This is a genomic window from Streptomyces sp. NPDC047022, from assembly GCF_040644155.1.
Classification (GTDB): domain Bacteria; phylum Actinomycetota; class Actinomycetes; order Streptomycetales; family Streptomycetaceae; genus Streptomyces.
On the sequence record NZ_JBEYVV010000014.1, the window covers coordinates 114093 to 131313 of the forward strand.

Annotated in this window: 18 protein-coding genes; 13 read left to right on the plus strand and 5 right to left on the minus strand. The window is 70.8% G+C overall.

Features of this window, described 5'->3' with window-relative positions; translation table 11 throughout:
- Positions 1 to 2 precede the first annotated feature (2 nt).
- From ABZ845_RS17360 to ABZ845_RS17380, 5 genes are read right to left on the minus strand one after another with little or no spacing between them, the layout of a single operon-like run.
- Positions 3 to 938, minus strand: coding sequence for a dihydrodipicolinate synthase family protein (locus tag ABZ845_RS17360; RefSeq protein ID WP_360979782.1), 936 nt, complete (start codon positions 936 to 938; stop codon positions 3 to 5).
- Positions 938 to 2008, minus strand: coding sequence for an ABC transporter ATP-binding protein (locus ABZ845_RS17365; RefSeq protein WP_360979785.1), 1071 nt, complete (start codon positions 2006 to 2008; stop codon positions 938 to 940). The genes ABZ845_RS17360 and ABZ845_RS17365 overlap by 1 nt, the downstream gene beginning before the upstream one ends.
- The gene (locus ABZ845_RS17370; RefSeq protein ID WP_360979788.1) at positions 2005 to 3987 is read right to left on the minus strand and encodes a dipeptide/oligopeptide/nickel ABC transporter permease/ATP-binding protein; all 1983 of its coding nucleotides are present in this window, start codon (positions 3985 to 3987) and stop codon (positions 2005 to 2007) included. Before ABZ845_RS17370 ends, ABZ845_RS17365 begins: the two co-directional genes overlap by 4 nt.
- Entirely contained in the window at positions 3984 to 4946 is a 963-nt protein-coding gene (locus ABZ845_RS17375) for an ABC transporter permease (RefSeq protein ID WP_360979791.1), read from the minus strand. Before ABZ845_RS17375 ends, ABZ845_RS17370 begins: the two co-directional genes overlap by 4 nt.
- A complete protein-coding gene (locus tag ABZ845_RS17380) occupies positions 4943 to 6589 on the minus strand; it encodes an ABC transporter substrate-binding protein (RefSeq protein WP_360979794.1) in 1647 nt (548 codons plus the stop codon). The genes ABZ845_RS17375 and ABZ845_RS17380 overlap by 4 nt, the downstream gene beginning before the upstream one ends.
- A gap of 250 nt (positions 6590 to 6839) precedes the next feature.
- Here ABZ845_RS17380 and ABZ845_RS17385 point away from each other — a divergent pair, with 250 nt between their 5' ends.
- From ABZ845_RS17385 to ABZ845_RS17445, 13 genes are all read left to right on the plus strand, one after another.
- On the plus strand, positions 6840 to 7583 hold the full coding sequence (locus ABZ845_RS17385; RefSeq protein ID WP_360979797.1) for a FadR/GntR family transcriptional regulator: 744 nt from the start codon (positions 6840 to 6842) through the stop codon (positions 7581 to 7583).
- Positions 7580 to 8011: a protein phosphatase gene (locus ABZ845_RS17390; RefSeq protein ID WP_360979800.1), complete on the plus strand. Its 432-nt coding sequence runs from the start codon at positions 7580 to 7582 to the stop codon at positions 8009 to 8011. The genes ABZ845_RS17385 and ABZ845_RS17390 overlap by 4 nt, the downstream gene beginning before the upstream one ends.
- Positions 8012 to 8382: 371 nt before the next feature.
- Complete coding sequence (locus ABZ845_RS17395; protein WP_360979803.1) at positions 8383 to 8919, plus strand: GTP cyclohydrolase I; 537 nt, start codon at positions 8383 to 8385, stop codon at positions 8917 to 8919.
- Positions 8920 to 9032: 113 nt separating this feature from the next.
- The gene (locus ABZ845_RS17400; protein WP_360979806.1) at positions 9033 to 9662 is read left to right on the plus strand and encodes an NUDIX hydrolase; all 630 of its coding nucleotides are present in this window, start codon (positions 9033 to 9035) and stop codon (positions 9660 to 9662) included.
- Positions 9663 to 9666: 4 nt separating this feature from the next.
- Positions 9667 to 11298, plus strand: coding sequence for an MFS transporter (locus ABZ845_RS17405; protein WP_360979809.1), 1632 nt, complete (start codon positions 9667 to 9669; stop codon positions 11296 to 11298).
- Between the two features lie 231 nt (positions 11299 to 11529).
- Complete coding sequence (locus ABZ845_RS17410; protein ID WP_360979812.1) at positions 11530 to 12738, plus strand: sensor histidine kinase; 1209 nt, start codon at positions 11530 to 11532, stop codon at positions 12736 to 12738.
- The gene (locus tag ABZ845_RS17415; protein ID WP_360979815.1) at positions 12735 to 13394 is read left to right on the plus strand and encodes a response regulator transcription factor; all 660 of its coding nucleotides are present in this window, start codon (positions 12735 to 12737) and stop codon (positions 13392 to 13394) included. The genes ABZ845_RS17410 and ABZ845_RS17415 overlap by 4 nt, the downstream gene beginning before the upstream one ends.
- A 97-nt stretch (positions 13395 to 13491) precedes the next feature.
- Positions 13492 to 13941, plus strand: a complete 450-nt coding sequence (locus ABZ845_RS17420; protein ID WP_360979818.1) for an SRPBCC family protein — start codon at positions 13492 to 13494, stop codon at positions 13939 to 13941.
- Positions 13938 to 14447 carry a MarR family transcriptional regulator gene (locus ABZ845_RS17425; RefSeq protein WP_360979821.1) on the plus strand — a complete coding sequence of 170 codons (510 nt, stop codon included), beginning with the start codon at positions 13938 to 13940 and terminating at the stop codon, positions 14445 to 14447. The genes ABZ845_RS17420 and ABZ845_RS17425 overlap by 4 nt, the downstream gene beginning before the upstream one ends.
- 280 nt (positions 14448 to 14727) lie before the next feature.
- Positions 14728 to 14946 (plus strand): hypothetical protein, encoded by a 219-nt coding sequence (locus tag ABZ845_RS17430; protein WP_360979824.1) that lies wholly within the window; start codon positions 14728 to 14730, stop codon positions 14944 to 14946.
- Positions 14947 to 14991: 45 nt separating this feature from the next.
- On the plus strand, positions 14992 to 15738 hold the full coding sequence (gene recO, locus ABZ845_RS17435; protein WP_360979827.1) for a DNA repair protein RecO: 747 nt from the start codon (positions 14992 to 14994) through the stop codon (positions 15736 to 15738).
- A gap of 48 nt (positions 15739 to 15786) precedes the next feature.
- Positions 15787 to 16644 (plus strand): isoprenyl transferase, encoded by an 858-nt coding sequence (locus ABZ845_RS17440; protein ID WP_360979830.1) that lies wholly within the window; start codon positions 15787 to 15789, stop codon positions 16642 to 16644.
- Between the two features lie 24 nt (positions 16645 to 16668).
- Positions 16669 to 17217, plus strand: coding sequence for a YcxB family protein (locus ABZ845_RS17445; RefSeq protein WP_360979833.1), 549 nt, complete (start codon positions 16669 to 16671; stop codon positions 17215 to 17217).
- The last annotated feature ends 4 nt before the right edge of the window (positions 17218 to 17221 follow it).

Sequence of the window (17221 nt, forward strand, 5' to 3'; positions counted from 1 at the left end):
CGTCACAGCAGGCCCGCCGCCGCCAGGAACTTCCCCACCCGTGCGGTCTCCTCCTCCGACAGCGGCACCTGAGGCTCGACGGTCGCCGGGCACGCGATCACGCCGCGCAGGTGCAGCGCCGCCTTGAACGCCCCGAGTCCCGACGAACTCCCGCCCATCCGGGCCGGGTTCCCGGCGCCGACCATGCCGTACAGCGCGCACAGCCGCTCCTGTTCCGTCCGTGCCGCGTCCCAGTCGCCCGCCCGGCACAGCCGGTCCAGCCGGACGTACGCCGCCGGGTCCACGTTGGCCAGCCCGGGCACCGCTCCGTCCGCGCCCAGTGCCAGCGCCGAGTCCACGACCAGTTCCGAACCCGTCAGCACGCTGAAGCCCGTGATCCCGGTGCCGGTGCGGGCGCCCGTGACGACCGCGCGGAAGGCGGCCAGATCCCCGCTGGAGTCCTTCAGCCCGGCCAGGGTCCCCTCCGCCGCCAGTTCCAGGACCAGGTCGGGGTTCAGCTTGGTGTGGACCGCCACCGGGATGTCGTAGGCGAGGACCGGTACGGGGGAGCGGTCCGCCAACACGCGGAAGTGGCGGGCGATCTCGGCGGGGTGCGTACGGGTGTAGAAGGGCGCCGTCACCACCACGGCGTCCGCGCCCGCCCGTGCCGCGTACGCCACATGGTCGAGGACGCGCGGCGTCGTCATGTCGATGGCCCCGGCGAGCACGGGCATCCGGCCCGCCACGTGGGAGACCACCGTCTCCACCACCAGCCGTCGCTGGGCGTCGGTCAGGTACGCGGCCTCGGAGGACGATCCGAGCACGAACAGGGCGTCCACCCCGCCGTCCACCAGATGGTCCACGAGACCGATGAGCGAGGGCACGTCCACCTCGCGGTCCGGTGTCAGGGGCGTGCAGACGGGCGGTACGACACCGGTCAGCGGGGCGGGCAGGGTCATCAGGGCTCCCGGGGGTGTTTCTGTTCCGGCACTGTGTCAGCCATGGCGGTGGCCGGGGAGGAGATCCGGGCCGCCTGCCGTACGAGGTCGCCGGTCCGCTCCCCCTCCTCCACAGGATGGTGGCAGCGGAAGCGGTGTCCGTCGGCCGACGCGCCCGAGAATCCCGGCATCGACGCGGCGCACGCCTCGTCGGCCTTCCAGCAGCGGGTGCGGAAAGGGCATCCGCTCGGCGGCCGGGTGGCCGACGGCACCGGTCCGGCCAGCGGGATCGGGTCGATCGGGTCGAGCAGCCCGGGGGTGGCGGAGAAGAGGGCCCGGGTGTACGGGTGGCGTCCATGGCCGGTGACGCGGCCGGCCGGGGCCTCCTCGACGATCCGGCCGAGATACATCGTGACCACGCGGTCGCTCATCCGCCGTACCGTCTGGATGTCGTGCGAGACGAAGACGAGTGCCAGGCCGAGGCGTTCCCTCAGGTCCAGCAGGAGGTTGAGGATCTGAGCGCGGACCGACACGTCCAGGGCGCTGGTCGGTTCGTCCGCGACCACCAGCTCCGGTTCGAGCGCGAGCGCCCGGGCGATGGCGACGCGCTGCCGCTGACCCCCGGAGAGCTGCCCGGGCAGTGCGTCGGCGAGGGTGCGGGGCAGGCCTACCAGGGCCATCAACTCCCGTACGCGTTCCTCGCGCCGGGCCCTGGTACCCCGGTGGTGGACGTCCAGTGGGTCCCGCAGAATCCCGTGGACGGTCAGCCTGCGGTTCAGAGCGGTGGAGGGGTCCTGGAAGACCATGCCGATACCGGCGCCGACGGCGGAGCGGCGTTCGGCGGGCGGCATCGTCCACAGGTCGCGGCCCCGCAACAGCACCGTCCCCGTTGTCGGCCGCTCCACCCCCACCAGAGCCTTCGCCAGCGTCGACTTGCCGCAGCCCGACTCACCGACCACTCCCACCGTCTCCCCGGGTGCGACGCGGAAGTCCGCGCCGGTCAGCGCGTACACCCTGTCCCGGGCGAACAGGCCACCGCTGCGGGCCCTGTGCACGACACCGGCGCCGCGCAACTCCACGACGGCGTTCACTTGACCGCCTCGCTCTCCGTGGACACCAGCTCGACCGCCGGGTGATGGCAGGCCGCCGTATGCGTCCGAGTCCCGGCCGGAGCGGGTGCCGTCGTACGGCACACCTCGCTCGCCAGTGGGCAGCGGTCCGCGAAGCGGCAGCCCGCCGGGAAGTCGGCCGGGGCGGGGACGACGCCCTTGATCTGCGTCATGCGCTCGGCCGCCGACTCGAGTGACAGCACGCTTCCCAGCAGCCCGCGTGTGTAGTGGTGGGCGGGGGCTTCCACCAGGTCAGCGGTCACCCCGCTCTCCACGATCTGCCCGCCGTACATCACCACCACCCGGTCCGTGACATCCGCGATCAGCGCCAGGTCATGGGAGACGAGCACCAGCGCGAAGCCCAGCTCCTCCCGCAGTCCGAGCAGCAGCTCGATGATCTGAGCCTGCACGGTGACATCGAGCGCGGTCGTCGGCTCGTCGGCGACGATCAGCTTCGGGCCGCGGGAGAGCGCCATGGCGATCAGGACGCGCTGGCGCTGTCCTCCGGACAGTTCGTGCGGGTAGCTGCGCAGGGTGCGTTCGGGGTCCAGCCCGACCATGGTCAGCAGCTCGGCCGCCGTCCGTCTTCCCCCGCGCCGCACGACCTGCCCCAGCTGCGCGCGGATCGCCATCGCCGGGTTCAGCGAGGACAGGGCGTCCTGGTAGACCATCGCCATCCCGTGACCCAGCAGCCCGCGCCGCACCCGCACAGGCTCGACCGCCAACTGCCGGCCGCCGAACCGCACCTGCCCCCGCACCCGGGCCCCCTTCGGCTCCAGGCCCATCACCGCGAGCGCGGTCAGCGACTTGCCGCAGCCCGACTCACCGACCAGCCCGAGGACTTCGCCCTCGCGCACCTCGAAGCTGATGCCGTCCACGATGTCCACGCCCCGATGACGTCCGGGGAAGCCGATGGCGAGGTCCTCCACCGCGAGCACGGGCAGCCCGCCGGGTAGCGGGCGCGCACGGGACCGCAGCCGCCGTGCCGCCTCGGCGAGACCCGGGAGCGGCACCACCGCGCCCCCGCCCGGCTCAGGTGACCGGAGGCTGTCCTCGCGCACGTCCGCGTCCACGTCCCGGGCGGAGGGTGCCGCCCACGCGTCCGAGACGCCCTCGGACAGGATGTTGAGGGACAGGACCGTGACCAGCATCAGCAGGCCGGGGAAGACGGTCGCCCACCAGCCGCCGGTCAGCACCATGTTCTTGCCGTCGGCGATGACACCGCCCCAGGACGGGTCGGGCGGGCGCACGCCCGCGCCGATGAACGACAGCGACGCCTCGAACACGATGGCCTCGGCGACCTGCACCGTGCAGAACACGAGGACGGGAGCGGCGCAGTTGACGGCCACGTGCCGCAGGACGATATGGGGGGTGCGGGAGCCGATGACGCGTTCCGCCACCACGTAGTCCTCGCCGTACTGGTCGAGGATGTTCGCCCGTACGACCCTGGCCACCGGCGGGGTGAACAGGAAGGCGATGGCGCAGATCAGGACCGTGATCCCGCCGCCGAACACGGACACGAGAACGGCGGCGAGCGCGATGCCGGGGAACGCCATGACGATGTCCAGGCAGCGCATCAGCGTCTCGTCCACGCCCTTGCGGGAGGTGGCCGCGACCGCGCCGAGCAGCGAACCCAGCACGAGCGCGAGGGCGGTCGCCCCGAGGCCGATGGCGAGGGACCAGCGGGCGCCGTACATCAGCCGGCTGAGGATGTCCCGGCCGAGACTGTCCTGGCCCATCCAGTGCGCGGCGGACGGATGCCCGCTGCCGTCGACCGGCTCCTGCTGGTCGAGCGGATCGTGCGGGGCGATGAGCGGGGCCAGCAGCGCCACCAGCGCCACCACGGCGAGCAGGCAGACGGCGGCCTTCGACAGCGGCGGCAGCCGGCGCCGGCCGCGCAGCCGGAGGCCGGGACGGGACAGGGACCGGGCGAGTTCCTTGCGCCTCTTGTGCGTGATCACCGGACCGCATCCCTCAGCCGCGGGTTGACCAGCAGATACAGGATGTCGATGACGAGGTTGACGACCACGAACCCGGTCGCCGTGGTCAGGACGACGCCCTGGACGACGGCCGGGTCGCCGTTCTGCACGGCGTCGATCATCAGTTTGCCCATGCCGGGCAGGGAGAAGACGGTCTCGATGACGACCGCACCGCCGAGCAGGTAGCCGACGCGCAGACCGAGCACGGTCAGCGGATTGACGAGCGCGTTGCGCAGCACGTTGCGACCGACGACCACCCGGGGCGGCAGTCCGCTGCCGATGGCCGTACGCACATAGTCCTTGTCGAGTTCCTCCACGACGGACGTACGCACGATCCGGGTCAGCTGCGCCGCCACGGGCAGCGACAGCGCGAAGGCGGGCAGCGCCATCGTCTTCAGCCAGCCGGTGAAGGAGTCGGCGGGGTTGACGTAGCCGCCCGCCGGAAACCACCCCTGGCCGACGGCCAGATACTGGATCATCAGCAGGGCCAGCCAGAAACCCGGGGCGGCGACCCCGGTCAGGGACAGCACCCGGATGATCTGGTCCGGCAGCCGGTCCCGGTGGACCGCGGCGGTGACCCCGCCGAGCAGCGCCAGCACCACCGCGATGCCGAGCCCCAGGAAGGTCAGCTGGAGTGTGAGCGGCAGCGCGGTGGTGACCTGCTCCACCACCGGGGCCCGGGTCAGTGCGCTGGTACCCATGTCACCGTGGAGCAGGGCGCCGACGAAACGGACGTAGCGCACCGGCAGCGGGTCCAGCAGCCCACTGCGTTCCCTGAAGTCGTGGAGCTGCCGCGGTGTGGGGCTGGTGCCCTGGAAGAACGCGGACGCCGGGTCGACGTCCGAGAAGCGCATCACCAGGAACACGAACAGCACGATGCCGAGCATCAGCGGTACGAGCAGGGCGGTACGGCGGGCCAGGATCCTGAGGACGGCGATCACGACCCGGCTCCCTGCCGCTGGACCCACGTGGCCTGGAGGAGGTCGATGCCCGGATAGGGCTGCGCCCTGATCCCCGTGAGCTTCTTCGGGTCCCAGGCCGTCATCAGCTCGTTGTGGACGACCGGGTAGAGCACGGCCTGTTCGGCGACGATGTCGATGTAGTCCTGGACCATCGCCTTCTTCCGGTCCGGGTCGGGCTCCATGGTCGCCCGGTCCATGTCCGTGAAGAGTTTCCTGGCGACGGGGTGGTCCGCCCAACGGGCGTAGCCCATCCACAGGTTCTGCGGGCCGTAGTTGTAGCGCATGATCAGGTCGGCGTCGAGGCCGAACTGGTTGGGATTCGAGGCGGCGGCGACGACCTGGTAGTCCTGCTTCTGGTCCATCTTCGTGAAGACGGCGGTCGTCTCCTGCGGCGCCAGTGCGGTCTCCACGCCGATCGCGTCCCAGGACGCCTTGACGGTCGGGAGGCAGTCCACGATCCAGCTGACGTTCACGGCGAGGACGTTGATCTTCAGACCCTCGGCCCCGGCCTCCTTCAGCAGTCGCTTCGCCTTCTCGGGATCGTGGTCGTAGACGGTCTTCGCCCGGCGGTAGCCGGGGTTGCCCTCGTCGAGGAAGGAACTCGACGGCCTCCCGTGTCCCTTGAGCGCCACCTCGATCATCTTCTCGGTGTCGATGGCGTAGTGCAGTGCCTGGCGCACGCGTACGTCGTCGAACGGCTTGTGCTCGGTGTTGAACATCAGGAACAGATTGTTCATCCCGGCCGCGCCCTCGACCGTCAGCCCGCCTCTTGTGAGCTGCCCGATGTTGGCGTACGGGATGTTCTCCGCGATCTGCGCGCCCGCGCCGGTGCCCGAGATCCTGGCGACGCGTGACGCGGCGTCCACGATCGTCAGCCAGTTCATCCGCTTGAAGGCGGCCCTGCGCGGGCCGTTGTAGCCGGCGAACGCCTCGAAGACCGTGTTCGACTTGGGGTGGTGCGCGGTCTGCCGGTACGGTCCCGAGCCGATGGCCTTCCCCTTGATCGCGTCGTCGAAGGCGCCCGGCAGGGAGAAGACGTGCTTCGGCATGATCTTCGCCAGCGTGAGCCGTGAAACGCCCTCCGGGAAAGGGAACTTGAGTGCCAGTTCGACGTTCCGCGCGTCGATCTCGCGGACCTCCTTCAGCCAGCTCGCGAAGAAGCCCTTGGCGAGGGTGCGGGTGTCCGGATCCAGGATCCGCTCGAAGACGAACACGACGTCGTCGGCCGTGACGGGCCGCCCGTCGTGGAACGTTGCACCCGGCCGCAGCGTGAACTTCCAGGAGGTGCCGCTGAGATCCTTCGGGACCTCCGTCGCGAGCGCCGCGTAGGGCTCGCGCGAGATGGGGTCCGTGTCGAGCAGGCCCTCGTAGATGTGGTTGTTGGCGGCCATGCAGAAGGCGGAGGCGGTCTGGGCGGGATCCCAGCTGCCGTCGTTGCCGTAGCCGATGACCGCGGTCAGCGTCCGGTCGCCGCCTTCCCCGCCGTCGGTGTCGTTGGTGGACCGGGGGCCGGAGCAGGCGGTCAGGGGAGAGGAGAGGGCCGCCGCCGCGCCCAGCACTCCGGAGTACTTCAGGAACGCCCGGCGGTTCGGCGCCGGCACGTCAGGGGTCACGTCGCGCACGGTTCCTCCAGCAAAGAGGGTCTCGGTGGGGGGCTGGCGACAGGGCTCGAGGTCGGTGGAGAGAGGGCAGAGATACGACGTCCTACGTCATGGGCGGCAGCGTGAACATAGGAGGGGGTGCGGGGGCGGTCAAGGGATTGCACACGAATGGCGTAGCCGCCAAAGGTTCGAACCAATGGCGGCGTGAAATCCGGGTAGTTGGTGTTTTATCCCTTCCGGGTTGGGGGCAGAGATCCCCTGCGCGCGTACGATGCGGCGCATGTCTCAGGAGCCCGGTAACCGGCGCTGGACCGAGCGACGCATCAGCAGCCGGATCCAGCGCGAGGTCATGCAGCTCATCCTCGATCGCAAACTCCGGCCCGGTGACCCGCTGCCCACGGAGTCGGAACTGATGGAGGACCTGGGCGTCAGCCGCAACTCCGTACGGGAAGCCCTCAAGGCCCTTCAGGCCCTCGACATAGTGGAGATCAGACACGGCTTCGGGACGTACGTGGGGCAGGCGTCGCTGACCCCTTTCGTGGACGGGCTCACCTTCCGCACGCTCGCCCGGCCCGACGACCAGATGGACGCCCTGAACGAGATACTCCAGGTGCGCGAGGTGTTGGAGGAGGGACTGATCGGGCGGGCCGCCGTGACGCTCACCGAGCCGGAGCTCGACCGTCTGGAGGCGGTGGTCACCCGGATGGAAGCGGAGGGTCTCGAGGGGCGCCCCTTCCCCGAACTCGACCGTCAGTTCCATGAGTTGCTCTACGACTCCTTGGGCAACGCGCTGGTGCCGCAACTGCTGGGCGCCTTCTGGGCGGTGTTCCGGCGGGTCGCCCAGGCCCGCGACTGGCCCGATGGCACGGCACCCCGCGTGACGGCCCGCCGCCACCGCGCCATCGTCACCGCCCTGCGGTCCCGGGACGTGGAGAGCGCGGAACGTGCGATGGCGGATCACTTCCGGGGGATCGAGGCACAAGCGGCGGGGGAGCCGGAAGAGGGGGAGTCGTGACGGGCGGCTGGGACCCGGACGCGCCCGGCGTGCTGCGGCTGCCGTCCGGGCGGCTGGTGCGCGGTCGTGCCCTGCGCCGCCCGCTGCCGGACGGGCCGCTACCGCAGTTCGCCATGTACCTCCTCGGGAAGCCGCCGCCCCAGGTGCCCTGGGAAGCCGAGTGGCTGCGATGGCCGGACTTCCGCCTGCCGAGCAGCGGCGGCGAGGCCCGGCGCCTGCTCGCGCGGGCATGGGACCGCGCCACGACCGAACGCGTCGAACTCGCGTGCGGCGGGGGACGCGGACGCACCGGCACGGCGCTGGCCTGCCTCGCCGTGCTGGACGGTGTGGCGCCGGGGGAGGCCGTGGAGTTCGTACGCGCCCACTACGACCGGCACGCCGTGGAGACCCCCTGGCAGGCCCGCTGGGTACGCCGCTTCACGGTGTGAAGGACGGCCGTTCGGGCCGAGCCGGGAGCCGTCTCCGGGGGCGGCGAGAGCCCAAAAGAGTGCCGCGTCACCCGGACACTCGCTGATGAGTTGCCGGGTGTTGCCGCCCCGGGCAGCATGACACCGTCAGCGCGAAGCTGCTGTTCGAAGCACGTGCGAACGCGCTCACGGTTCCTCGGACGGAACACCGTACGGGCCCCGCGAGCGGCACGAGCACCCAGGGACACGCCGTGCATCATCGCCGGTCCCGGCCAGGTGCGGCCCGAGTACGAGGACGGAGAAATCGGGCAGCCGCTCCCGCGGGGCCTGCTGCGGGCCGACCTGGAACAGCAGCCTGGAACAGGCTCAACTCCGTCCATCAGGAGGTGTCTATGAGCAGCATCGCCGAATGGCTCGAAGAAAACGTAACAACCGACAAACGGGCGCTCGACTGGTACCGGGAACCCGAGTGCGAACCACGGATCGTCCGTGCCTACCGTCAACTGCTGAGTGGCTACGAGATCGACACCTCGACGATTCTCAAGACCACCGTCGAGGTCGAGGGTGAGCACGCCGGCGTGGTCCGCGTGCACGACATCAACTACTACTCGATCTGCGCACACCACTTCCTGCCGTTCTACGGCAAGGTGGCGATCTCGTACGTGCCCGGCGACCGCATCCTCGGTCTGGGCAAGTTCCCCCGCCTGGTGCAGGCGTTCAGCCGCAGGTTCCAGATCCAGGAGCATCTCGTCAAGGACATCGCCGAGGAGGTCATGAACTCGGGCGGAGCACGCGCCGTGCGGGTCGTCTCCACCGGCCGGCACATGTGCATGTGCAGCCGGGGGCCGAACGACCAGACAGCGCTCACCGACACCTCCTTCGTCGCGGGCGACAGGGAACTGTTCACCCGCTTCGGCCTGGACGACTGACTGAGGGTCGGCTGGGCCTGACGCACGGGTTTCGCGCGGTGGACCTCCGGGTCGTCCGCCGCGCGAAACCGTGCGCACATCTGTATGGGGGGCTGACCGGAAGCGAACGGGACATGAGACTCGACTTCGTCGCGCCGCACGCGCTGCGTGACGGCTCCGTGCACCACTACTGCCTGCGCTGCCACGGCGATGCGGTGGAGTGGCGCACCGAGGGCGGCCGGCGGACGTGCGTGTGCCACGCGTGCGGTGAGGTCGCCGAGCGGGCGCTGGTGCTCGACCCGGCGGTGCGCTGGTGGACCGACAGCGCGGGCGAGTACTGGCACGAGACGGCGGGCGTGTTCGTCCGGGACAGCCAGGGCCGCCTCCTCTTCTTCGACCGCACGGCCTACCCGTTCGGCCTCACGATCCCCGCCGGGCACGTCGAGTGCCGCGAGAACCCCGACGGGGCGGCGGTACGGGAACTGCGGGAGGAGACCGGCATCGCGACGGAACGGCTGGAACGCCTGACCCGAGTCCCGGTACCCGGCGACGGCTGCCGCCGAGGCGCCGACGCCCATCTGTGGCACGTGTTCCGGACGGCCGCCCCGGTGGAGGCGGACCTCCCCGTGGAACTCGGCCCGGAGGGCACCACCGCCGTGTGGCTGACGCCCGACGAGGCACTGGACCACCCGGTCATCCCCGCGGTACGCCAACTCCTTCACACCTGCCGGGACGATCTCGCGTTCTCCCGCACGGCCGGCTGACCCCGTGGCCCTGGCCGGTATCGGTATCCCCGCACGGGCCGGGCGGCGGGAATGGACCGGTCTCGCCGTCCTGGCGCTGCCGACGATGCTCATCGGCCTCGACATGACCGTGCTGCACCTGGCCGTGCCGTATCTCAGCCGGCGGCTGCACCCGAGCGGTACGGAACTCCTGTGGATCGTCGACATCTACGGCTTCATGGTCGCGGGCTTCCTCGTCATGATGGGCACGCTCGGCGACCGCATCGGGCGCCGCAGACTGCTCCTGACGGGCGGCGTGGCCTTCGCCGCCGCGTCCACGCTCGCCGCCTTCTCCTCCTCGTCGGGAACGCTCATCGCCTCACGTGCCCTGCTGGGCGTGGCCGGGGCGACCCTGATGCCGTCGACCCTCTCCCTGATCAGCAACATGTTCCGCGACCCGCGGCAGCGGCGGATCGCGGTCGCGGTGTGGATGACCAACTTCAGCATCGGCGGGATGATCGGACCGCTGGTCGGCGGGGTGTTCCTGGAGCACTTCTGGTACGGGTCGGTGTTCCTGCTCGGCGTCCCGGTGGGCGTCGTCCTGCTGATCGCCGGTCCGCTGCTGCTGCCCGAGTACCACGATCCGGCGGCGGGCAGACTGGACCCCCTGAGCGCCGCGCTGTCCGTCGTCACCGTGCTCCTTGTGGTCTACGGCTTCAAGGAGATCGCCCAGCAGGGTGTGCGGACCCTGTCGCTGCTGAGCCTCGTCGCCGGGCTGTGCCTGGGCGTGGTCTTCGTACGACGGCAGCTCGGGCTCGGTGACCCGATGCTCGATCTGCGGCTCTTCCGCCGCCCGGAGTTCGGGGTGTCGCTGGCCGGTCTGACCTTGGGGCTCTTCGCCGTGACGGGCATGCAGTTCCTGCTTCTCCAGTACTTCCAGCTGGTCCTGGGCATGTCCCCACTGGTGACGGGTCTGTGGACACTGCCCGCGGTGGGGGCGGGCGTGGTGAGCGCGCTGCTGGCGCCCTTCGTGGCGCACCGGACAAGCCCGGGCCGGGTCATGGCGTCCGGCTTCCTGCTGGGCGTGCCGGGCCTGGCGCTGCTGACGCGAGCGGGCCCGGCGTCCGGCCCGCTCCTGGGCGTCGTCGGCTTCGCCGTCACCTCGTTCGGCGTACAGGCGGCGCTGGCCCTCACGAACGAGGCGATCCTCAGCAGCGCCCCGCCCGAACGCGCGGGCAACGCCTCCGGTATCGGCGAGACCGGCGCCAACCTGGGCGAGGCCCTGGGCGTGGCGGTCGCCGGGTCCGTCGCCGCCGCCGTCTACCGGGCGAACCTGAGCACCGGTGTCCTGCCGGGTGGCATCGGACCTGACGCCGCCCGGGCCGCCCGCGCGACCCTCGGCGGCGCCACCGAGGCCGCGGCCCGCCTGTCCGGCCACCTCGGCGACGACCTCCTGGCCCTTGCCAGAGCGGCCTTCACGGACGGCATGCACGTCGCCGCGCTGGTCAACATCGGCCTCCTCGTGGCCCTCACCGCCGCGCACGTGACCCTGCTGCGCACACCTGTCACACCGGCCCACGGCGACTGCCGCCCGCACCCCGCGCGCGACCAGGACGTACGACTCGTACCGGCAGCCGACGTGGACGAGGCGGATCCGGGAGTGGAGAGGGACGGGTGATCCGGACCCAGTCGTCGGTACCTCCCGGGATCTCCGTCAGGCACAGCCCCGGCACCTTGCCCAGCTTCCCCGACCAGACGATCGACTTCCGGTACCCGGCCGATTCCCTTCGCGTGCGGCCATGGTGCCCTGTCCCCGTTCGCCCGGACCCATGAACCCGGCCGATGCCGACCGTGGTTGTACGTCCACGGTCCGATGACCGGTCCCCTGCCGCGTGTCTACGATCTCGGCATGCCCGTCACCCTTCCGCTACCCCTGCTCAAACGCGTCCCGCCCCGCGCCTGGATCGTGCTCGTCTGGTGTGTGAGCACGCTCTTCACGCTTCTGACGACGTTCAGGCTGCCCGGAGAGACGGAGCCGCAGCAGTCGCCTGCGGCCCAGCTCTACCGCTGGGACGGGCTGACGTTTCACGCGGTGTCCACCGTGCTGGTGCTGTACGGCGTCAGACTGCTGGAGCGCCGTCCGCTGGGCGCCCTCACCTGGCTGATCTTCGCCTCGATCACCGAGGCGTCGACCCTCGGGGTGGCCGAACTGCCGATGGCGCAGTACCTGGCGCCCGTCCTCGCCCTGTACTTCATCGCGGCGGCATGCCCGCGCCGTACCGCTGTGATCGCCCTGGCCATGGGCATCGGCACGCTCGTCGCCTACATCACCGTCCGGCTGCTGCGCGGCTGGGACGTCGGTGTGTCGGCGGAACTGGCCGTGGCCCTGGTGGCGTTGGTCGGCTGGCTGCTCGGCAACTCCGCGCACGAGGCACGTGAACACGCGCGGGAGATGAGCGACCGGGCGGCGGCCCAGGCGGTGACGGACGAACGGCTGCGCATAGCCCGCGAGATGCACGACACGGTGGCCCACAGCATCGGCATCATCGCCCTCCAGGCGGGCGCGGCGGCCCGTGTGGCGGCCACCCGGCCCCAGGAGTCGCTCGAGGCGATGCGTGCGGTGGAGACGACGGGGCGGGAGACGCTGGCGGGGCTGCGGCGGATGCTGGTGGTGTTGCGGGCCGCGGAGGGCGACGGGCACGCGGAGGGCGAGAACAGCGCGGCGCAGCCCGCCGGGCTGGCCGACGTGGACCGGCTGGCCGCCGCGACCACCGCGGCGGGCGTGCGCGTCGAGGTACGCCGTGTGGGCGAGTCACGCCACCTTCCCCCGGAGATCGACCTGTCGGCGTTCCGGATCATCCAGGAGTCGGTCACGAACGTCGTACGGCATTCGGGTGCGGACGCCTGCCGAGTGACCGTGGACTACAAGGACGAGGAACTGGCGCTGGAGGTGACGGACGACGGCCGGGGCCACGGCACGTCGACCGACACCGGCTTCGGACTTGTGGGCATGCGCGAGCGGGTCGCGCTTCTGCACGGCGAGTTCAGCGCCGCACCGTGCCCCGGGGGCGGCTTCCGGGTCGTCGCCCGGCTGCCCGTACCGGGGGACGTCCGATGACGGTACGCGTGGTCCTCGCCGACGACCAGCAACTGATCCGTACGGCGCTGCGCATGGTGATGGCGGACCTCGAGGACATCGAGGTGGTCGGGGAGGCGGCCAACGGGGCCGAGGCGGTGGCCCTTGCGGGGGAACTCGGCCCGGACGTCGTCGTCATGGACCTCCGCATGCCGGAGATGGACGGCATCGAGGCGACCCGCCGTATCACCTCGGGATCGCAGGACACGCGGGTCGTGGTCCTCACGACCTTCGACGACGACGATCACGTGTACGGGGCGCTGCGCGCGGGCGCGTCCGGGTTCCTGGTCAAGGACATGGGACTGGACGACATCATCGGCGCGGTACGGGTGGTGGCGGCGGGCGACGCGCTGATCGCACCCGGTGTGACCCGCCGCCTGATCCAGGACTTCGCGGCCCGCCGCCCGGAACAGGCCCGCTCGCGCCGAGAGCTGACGGCCGTCACCGAGCGCGAGAGGGAAGTCCTGACCCTGGTCGGCAGGGGCCTGACGAACACGGAGATAGCCGCCGAGCTGTACATCAGCGTGGCGACGGCGAAGACGTACCTGACCCGCCTGCTGACCAAGCTGGACGCCCGGGACCGGGTCCAGCTGGTGATCATCGCGTACGAGGCGGGGCTGGTGTCGGTCACAGGGTGACGCGGCCATGTGGTGACACGATGACGTGGTGACGCGGCGTCAAGCCGCCGTCCCGCCTGTTTGCACTCGCCCCAGGCGCTATGCACACTTACCGTAAGTGCGCATATTTTCTGGAGGCGGTATGTGGGAGTTCGAGCACACCATCGATGCCGACGTCACCCCGGCCCAGGTCTGGGCGCGGTACGCGGACACCGCGACCTGGCCCGAGTGGGACGAGGGGATCCTGGCGGTGACGCTGGACGGGCCTTTCGAGGCGGGCACGACGGGGACGATGACGCCGGAGGGGCAGGGCCCGCTGCCGTTCACCCTCACGGCGGCCGTGCCGGAGAAGGGATTCACCGATGAGACGGTGATCCCGGACACGGTCACGCTGCGGTTCGTCCACCGGCTGGCCGCTCTGCCGGGCGGCGGTACGCGGATCACGCACCGGCTGGAGATCGAGGGGCCGGCCGCCGACGCGATGGGGCCCGGACTCGGGCCGCAGATCACCGCGGACTTCCCCGACGCCATGGAGGCTCTGGCCAAGGCCGCCGGGCAGCGCGGATGACCGACCATCAGCGGCGTGAGCAAGGGCCCTGGAGCAATCCGGGGTTCTTGCTCTGGCGTGTCACGCTCCAGTGGCAGCGGGCCGTCGGGGGTGTGCTGCGGCCCCTCGGGCTCACTCATCCGCAGTTCGTCGTGCTGGCCGGCGCCTGGTGGCTCGGCCGTCATGGGCAGCCGCCCAGCCAGCGCGAGCTCGCCGAGCACACCGGCATGGACGCCATGACCGCGTCCCAGGTGGCCCGCGCCCTGGAGGCGAAGCGGCTCATCAGGCGCGAGCAGGACCAGCACGACACCCGGATCAAACGACTGCTCGTCACGTGGGAGGGGCTGGCGCTCGCCGAACGGGCCGTCGAGGCCGTCGAGTCCGTCGACCGGGACTACTTCGGGTCCGTGCCGGACGGGACCTCCTTCGTCGACGCGCTGCTGGTCCTCGCGCCGCCGCCCGGCTCACGCCCGGTCGTCCGCGACCCGGGAGACGGGCCCCGCCCCGACGGTTTCTCCGCGCGCTGATGCCGCGCCCCCTCGGGTGAACCGCTGACCTTGGCTCAACGCCCCTGTGCCGCCGCGCACTTGCTCGCACCCGCGCGGCACGGGCAGGTGCCAAGTGTAGATGCAGAGCGTCACCATGGGGATGCGAAGGGTAAAAGTCGACAGGGAGGGGGAGTTCGATGGCTGCAGTGCACGTATCACTCGGGGGACGAGATTCGGCGCCACGCGTCGAAGAGGCGGAGGAGACCGTGACGGAATTGCTCACCGAAGCCCTGCCTCCGCGGCCGGCCGCGGAGGCGTGATGCAGGAGCCTCCGATCGGCTCGTGCGCCGTCGACATCCGCACCGGGAGGGTGGGCGTGGTGATGGGGCACGAGGGGCCGTACGTACAGCTGAGACCGTATGGCGGGGGCAGGGAGTGGGACGTGGAGCCGGAGGCCGTGCGCGTCGCGACCCCCGCGGAGCGCCTTCGCGCGGCGACCGCGTACGCCAACGCGCGCAGCCGCGGCGAGGTTCCTTGACGGCCAAGGCCTGGAGCGCGCCCGCCGTAGGCGAGAATGGGGCCCATGAGTCTGTTCCGCGACGACGGCATCGTGCTGCGCACCCAGAAGCTGGGTGAGGCGGACCGGATCATCACCCTGCTCACGCGGGGTCACGGACGCGTACGCGCCGTGGCCCGCGGGGTGCGGCGGACCAAGTCGAAGTTCGGCGCCAGGCTGGAGCCGTTCTCCCACGTCGATGTGCAGTTCTTCGCGCGCGGGAGCGAGCTTGTGGGGCGTGGTCTGCCGTTGTGCACGCAGAGCGAGACCATCGCTCCGTACGGCGGCGGCATCGTGACGGACTACGCCCGCTACACCGCCGGTACCGCCATGCTGGAGACCGCCGAGCGGTTCACCGACCACGAGGGGGAGCCCGCCGTCCAGCAGTATCTGCTGCTCGTCGGGGGACTGCGGACCCTCGCCCGGGGGGAACACGCGCCCCACCTCGTGCTCGACGCGTTCCTGCTGCGCTCCCTCGCCGTCAACGGCTACGCGCCCAGCTTCGGCGACTGCGCGAAGTGCGGCATGCCCGGCCCCAACCGCTTCTTCTCGTTGGCCTCGGGCGGGGCTGTCTGCGCCGACTGCCGGGTGCCCGGCAGTGTCGTACCCTCGCCGCAGGCTCTCGAACTGCTCGGCGCGCTGCTCACGGGAGACTGGGACACCGCCGACGCGTGCGAGCCCCGGTACGTCCGGGAGGGCAGTGGACTGGTGTCGGCGTATCTGCACTGGCACCTGGAGCGCGGACTGCGCTCGCTCAGGTACGTGGAACAGTAGAGCCATCCGAGCGAGCGACCAGAGAAAGATCGAGGAGACGAGAAGCACATGGCCGTACGCGGGTTCCTGGGGCGCCAGCGCCGCGAGTACAAGACGCCGGAGCCGCACCCGTCCGGGGCCCGCGCGCCCAAGCTCCCCGGCGAGCTGGTGCCCAGGCACGTGGCGATCGTCATGGACGGAAACGGCCGCTGGGCCAAGGAACGCGGGCTGCCGCGCACCGAGGGCCACAAGGTCGGCGCAGAGCGGGTGCTCGACGTGCTCCAGGGGTCCATCGAGATGGGCGTGCAGAACATCTCGCTGTACGCGTTCTCCACCGAGAACTGGAAGCGCTCGCCCGACGAGGTGCGCTTCCTGATGAACTTCAACCGCGACTTCATCCGCAAGACCCGGGACCAGCTCGACGACCTCGGCATCCGGGTGCGCTGGGTGGGCCGTATGCCCAAGCTGTGGAAGTCCGTGGCCAAGGAGCTCCAGATCGCCCAGGAGCAGACCAAGGGCAACGACCGGCTCACGCTGTACTTCTGCATGAACTACGGCGGCCGTGCCGAGATCGCCGACGCGGCGCAGGCCCTGGCCGAGGACGTGAAGGCGGGCAGGCTCGACCCGTCGAAGGTCACCGAGAAGACCCTGGCCAAGTACCTCTACTACCCGGACATGCCGGACGTGGACCTGTTCCTGCGGCCGAGCGGCGAGCAGCGCACTTCCAACTACCTCCTGTGGCAGAGCGCTTACGCCGAGATGGTCTTCCAGGACGTGCTGTGGCCGGACTTCGACCGCCGCGACCTGTGGCGGGCGTGCGTGGAGTTCGCCTCCCGCGACCGCCGCTTCGGCGGGGCCATCCCGAACGAGGACCTGCAGGCCATGGAAGGGCACGAGGGGCACGAGGGGCGCTCCGCGACCCCCTGACGGCAGTCGTTACGATCCCGCCTCATGAACAACATGGGGTGGGACACGGCGCAGTCCAGTGGCGCCGCGCAGGAATCGGTGGAGCTGCTGTACCAGCCGACCGTCAAGGACTTCACGTCGGCGCTCAGAGCGCGCAGAAGCGTCAGCCGGGCGGGGCGCAGGCAGAAGTGGGTGCTGTGCGGCGTGTTCGTCGCCCTCGTGCTGGAAGTCGTGGCGGTGCTGAACGGAGCCCATCCGCCGGTCTTCTTCTTCATCTGGGTGGTCCTGATGGGCGTCCTGATCCCGCTGACGCCCTGGCTGCAGGCACGCCAGTTCCAGCGCCTGGCCGAGCCGAAGGGCACCTTCCGCATCACCGTGACGGACACCGGGCTGGTCCTGGCCAACGACAACACGACCACGGCGGTCAACTGGGCGGCGCAGCCGCGCTACAAGGAGACGAACAGTGAGTTCGTCATGGTCAGCGCGGACAAGAACGCCCTCAGCTTCACGATCCTGCCCAAGCGCGGTGCCCAGAGCCCCGCGGACGTGGACCGGCTGCGGGCGATCCTCGACCGCAACCTGACCCGGCTGTAGCGCC

What these genes read in the sequence shown, in the direction of transcription:
- ABZ845_RS17385 (WP_360979797.1), top strand. Translation starts at nt 6,840, where the DNA reads ATGCGGCGCATGTCTCAGGAGCCCGGTAACCGGCGCTGGACCGAGCGA.
- ABZ845_RS17425 (WP_360979821.1), top strand. Translation starts at nt 13,938, where the DNA reads ATGACCGACCATCAGCGGCGTGAGCAAGGGCCCTGGAGCAATCCGGGG.
- ABZ845_RS17360 (WP_360979782.1), bottom strand. Translation starts at nt 938, where the DNA reads ATGACCCTGCCCGCCCCGCTGACCGGTGTCGTACCGCCCGTCTGCACG.
- ABZ845_RS17410 (WP_360979812.1), top strand. Translation starts at nt 11,530, where the DNA reads ATGCCCGTCACCCTTCCGCTACCCCTGCTCAAACGCGTCCCGCCCCGC.
- ABZ845_RS17440 (WP_360979830.1), top strand. Translation starts at nt 15,787, where the DNA reads ATGGCCGTACGCGGGTTCCTGGGGCGCCAGCGCCGCGAGTACAAGACG.
- ABZ845_RS17400 (WP_360979806.1), top strand. Translation starts at nt 9,033, where the DNA reads ATGAGACTCGACTTCGTCGCGCCGCACGCGCTGCGTGACGGCTCCGTG.
- ABZ845_RS17430 (WP_360979824.1), top strand. Translation starts at nt 14,728, where the DNA reads ATGCAGGAGCCTCCGATCGGCTCGTGCGCCGTCGACATCCGCACCGGG.
- recO (WP_360979827.1), top strand. Translation starts at nt 14,992, where the DNA reads ATGAGTCTGTTCCGCGACGACGGCATCGTGCTGCGCACCCAGAAGCTG.
- ABZ845_RS17395 (WP_360979803.1), top strand. Translation starts at nt 8,383, where the DNA reads ATGAGCAGCATCGCCGAATGGCTCGAAGAAAACGTAACAACCGACAAA.
- ABZ845_RS17415 (WP_360979815.1), top strand. Translation starts at nt 12,735, where the DNA reads ATGACGGTACGCGTGGTCCTCGCCGACGACCAGCAACTGATCCGTACG.
- ABZ845_RS17445 (WP_360979833.1), top strand. Translation starts at nt 16,669, where the DNA reads ATGAACAACATGGGGTGGGACACGGCGCAGTCCAGTGGCGCCGCGCAG.